We start from the raw sequence: 3,602 nt of genomic DNA on the forward strand, positions 1-3,602 counted from the left end.
CATTAATATTGATGAATTGGGCACTCGTAAAGTCGCTATTTCAGGTTGGCAAGAAGACTCCGGTGTGACAATTGAAGCCTTGATTGAAGATTACCTAACAGTCGGCCTTAAACACGTTCTGTGTACTGATATTTCACGCGATGGCACGCTAGAAGGATCAAACGTAGAGCTCTATGTTGATCTTTGTAAGCAGTATCCGCAAGTGCAATTCCAATCATCTGGTGGTATTGGTAGCTTAGCTGATATTGAAGCACTAAAAGGCAGCGGTGTTGCTGGTGTGATCGTTGGTCGTGCATTGCTTGATGGCAAGTTCACCGCAGAGGAGGCATTTGCATGCTGGCAAAGCGAATAATTCCTTGTTTGGATGTCCGTGACGGACAAGTGGTGAAGGGGGTTCAATTCCGCAACCACGAAATTATTGGTGACATCGTTCCGCTAGCACAACGCTACGCTGAAGAGGGCGCTGATGAGTTAGTTTTTTACGATATCACAGCATCAAGTGATGGCCGTGTCGTTGATAAAAGCTGGGTTAAGCGTGTTGCTGAGGTAATTGACATCCCGTTCTGTGTAGCTGGTGGTATTAAGTCAGCTGAAGATGCAGCGCGTATTCTGGAGTTTGGTGCGGATAAAGTTTCTATTAACTCACCGGCACTAGCTAACCCTGAACTTATCACTGAGCTAGCCGACAAATTTGGCGTGCAGTGTATTGTCGTGGGTATTGATTCGTACTTTGATAAAGAAACAGGTAAGTATCAGGTTTACCAATTCACAGGTGATGAAGCTCGTACTAAAGCGACCAAATGGGAAACCAAAGATTGGGTGCAAGAAGTGCAAAAGCGTGGCGCTGGTGAGATTGTGTTGAACATGATGAACCAGGATGGCGTGCGCAATGGTTACGATATTGAACAGCTGAACATGGTACGTGAGGTATGTAATGTTCCGTTAATCGCATCGGGTGGTGCTGGTGCTATGGAGCACTTTGCAGAAGCTTACAAAAAGACCAATGTAGACGGTGCCTTGGCTGCGTCAGTATTTCATAAACAAGTCATMAATATTGGTGAATTGAAACAGTACCTTAAACAACAAGATGTGGAGATCCGCTTATGAGTTTTGCATTAGAAGATGTAGCAACGCTTTCAGAGCGTATTGATTGGCAAAAAGTGGATGGCTTAGTTCCTGCGGTWGTTCAAGATTTTCAGTCAGCACAAGTGCTTATGATGGGCTATATGAGCCCTGAAGCGTTGGAGAAAACAGGACAAACAGGGCAGGTTACCTTCTTTTCTCGTACCAAAGAACGTCTTTGGACTAAAGGTGAAACCTCTGGCAACGTATTGCAATTAAAGAATATTTCGTTGGATTGTGATAACGATACTCTACTGGTTAAGGTAAACCCGATTGGACCCACTTGCCACACAGGAACAACGACATGTTGGGATGCAGATAAACAAGAAGAGTCTCAAATGGTGTGGCTTCATCAACTTGAGCAGCTATTGGCTGCCCGCAAGGACGCCGATCCTGAGTCTTCTTATACTGCCAGCTTATATGCCCGTGGCACCAAACGTATTTCGCAAAAAGTGGGCGAAGAAGGCGTTGAAGTTGCGCTTGCGGCGACGTCGGGCGATAAGGCGGAGCTAGTTTGCGAATCTGCTGACCTAATCTATCACTTGTTTGTTTTACTTCAAGACCAGGGCTTGTCTATGGATGATGTAGTGAACAAGTTAAAAGAGCGCCATAAGTAATAGTGCTTATTTAATTAAAAAGGCTTCCATGTGGAAGCCTTTTTTAGTCGCCAAATATAGTTCTGTGCACGAAACGTATCTCAAAGGTCAGCCGCAACACTTCTTATATTTTTTACCACTGCCGCAAATACATGGATCGTTTCTACCAATCTTAAAGCTTTCAATGGTTTGGTTTAGCCGAGGGTCAATGTTTTCCAATTCACTTTCCTGTTCAGGAAATGTACCGTCAATGTAATACCAAAGGTTGTTCTCTCTTACAAAACGCGAGCGTTCTTGCATGCAATACTGCTGACCGTCATCGTTGAAATACGCTTTAAACTCCACATAGCCTTCATTTTCATTGTCGCTACTTTCTGCGCAAATGACTTCAAGGCCGCACCAATCGCTATTAATTGAATCTGCAATACCATCACGCTGCTGCTCTGCTTGGCAACTAGGATGGTAAGTCTTTACGACATAGTCGACTAAGCCAAGAGGGTGCGCTGAATAGCGAGATCGCATTAACTGCTCTGGTGTTGTGACTAGGCTGTGATCTAAGTGTGCGACTTCACAGCAGTCTGAATACGTTTTTTTGCTGCCGCAAGGACATAATGACATGGTAGGAATTCCCAATAAAAATGGCCTCAATGAGGCCAGAATTTGTCGAAGTGTATAGGATTACTTAGGCTTGAGACAAGAGCTCTTGAGTCCAGGTTGTCGCTTCATCGTATGCTTCCCCTAACTGGGACTCCGATAGCTTGAGCTTTTCGCTAATCTTTCCAGCTAAAGTCCAGTCTGCTTGTTCGTATGCGATAACCATTGCTAGCACGTCGCCTAGAACGCCTTCTTTCTTAAGAAGGGCAACTTTGATTTCATCATCAATTGGAATGGAATTTACGACTTCTTCTAATGGTAAATCAAGCAGGGAGTCCAACAAAGAGAACATGCCCGTTAGAAACGCATGACCAGTATCGCTATCAGAGCTCATTCCTTCAATCAGCACTTCACACTGTCTGGCGCGCAAAATAGCGAGTCCATATAACGAGTCTGGTTTGTCTTCTTGAGCTGATGCGATAGCAACCAAAGAGACGAACTTACGCAATTTTTGCTCACCAAGGAAAACGACGGCTTGGCGGAATGAACGGATCTTAGTAGCGGAACCATAAGCTGAGTTTACGTATGTCAGCAATTTATACGATAAAGTTACATCGAGACTGATTAAGCGTTCAACTTCTTTAAAGTTAACCGGTTCGTGTGAAATCTCTTTGCAAAGCTGAATGATAGTTAAGAATGCTGGGTTCAATGCACGGCGTTGGAGCATTTCAGGTTTGCTAAAAAAGTAGCCTTGAAAGTAACTAAAACCGGCATCTTTTGCCTCTTTATAGTCTTCGTATGTTTCTACTTTTTCTGCAAGAAACTCAATATCCAGCCCTTTTAAAGTCGACATAAACATAGATGCCTTAGCAATAGACACTATCTGAATATCAAATTTAATGATCGAGATATAAGGTAAAAAGCGTTTCCATGCTTTGCTAGGAACAAAGTCGTCGAGCGCAATGGTATAGCCCGCTTCAAAAAGCGTTTTAATTGCCTCTAGTAATTCATCAGTTGGTTCGCAGTCTTCTAATACTTCAATCACCATACTCTGTTTTGGGAATAGAGTAGGGACTTGGTTAATGAGGCTTTTATAAGGAAAGTTTACAAACCCTAATTTGTCACCAAGCGTCCCGTAATGGGTCGATAAGAAGTGATCAGAAAGCAAACGACTTGTAGCTAGCTCTGGTTCAACTTCCGGGAAAGTATTTTTTGGACCGTCTCTAAACAACAATTCGTAACCGATCGTTTTTTTGTTTCTATCTAATATAGGCTGACGAGCGACGTATG

5 protein-coding genes are annotated in these 3,602 nt (G+C 43.4%); 3 read left to right on the forward strand and 2 right to left on the reverse strand.

Annotated elements, in window-relative coordinates:
- The 3 genes from L4C33_RS20520 to hisIE all read left to right on the forward strand — a co-directional run.
- A partial coding sequence (locus L4C33_RS20520; RefSeq protein ID WP_428814249.1) for a HisA/HisF-related TIM barrel protein occupies positions 1-352 on the forward strand: 352 nt, incomplete at its 5' end.
- A complete protein-coding gene (gene hisF, locus L4C33_RS20525; protein WP_428814250.1) occupies positions 334-1,107 on the forward strand; it encodes an imidazole glycerol phosphate synthase subunit HisF in 774 nt (257 codons plus the stop codon). The genes L4C33_RS20520 and hisF, both read left to right, overlap by 19 nt.
- Positions 1,104-1,739 (forward strand): bifunctional phosphoribosyl-AMP cyclohydrolase/phosphoribosyl-ATP diphosphatase HisIE, encoded by a 636-nt coding sequence (gene hisIE, locus L4C33_RS20530; protein ID WP_428814251.1) that lies wholly within the window; start codon positions 1,104-1,106, stop codon positions 1,737-1,739. The genes hisF and hisIE overlap by 4 nt, the downstream gene beginning before the upstream one ends.
- Before the next feature lie 87 nt (positions 1,740-1,826).
- Here the strand turns inward: hisIE and L4C33_RS20535 are convergent, their stop codons facing one another.
- Positions 1,827-2,336 carry a YchJ family protein gene (locus tag L4C33_RS20535; RefSeq protein ID WP_428814252.1) on the reverse strand — a complete coding sequence of 170 codons (510 nt, stop codon included), beginning with the start codon at positions 2,334-2,336 and terminating at the stop codon, positions 1,827-1,829.
- Positions 2,337-2,400: 64 nt separating this feature from the next.
- A partial coding sequence (locus L4C33_RS20540) for an EAL and HDOD domain-containing protein (protein WP_428814253.1) occupies positions 2,401-3,602 on the reverse strand: 1,202 nt, incomplete at its 5' end.

The organism is Vibrio makurazakiensis (assembly GCF_050337375.1).
In the GTDB taxonomy this organism is placed as follows: domain Bacteria; phylum Pseudomonadota; class Gammaproteobacteria; order Enterobacterales; family Vibrionaceae; genus Vibrio; species Vibrio makurazakiensis.

Excerpts from the sequence above, each read along its gene's own strand:
- L4C33_RS20535 (WP_428814252.1), bottom strand. The coding sequence starts at position 2,336 with ATGTCATTATGTCCTTGCGGCAGCAAAAAAACGTATTCAGACTGCTGT.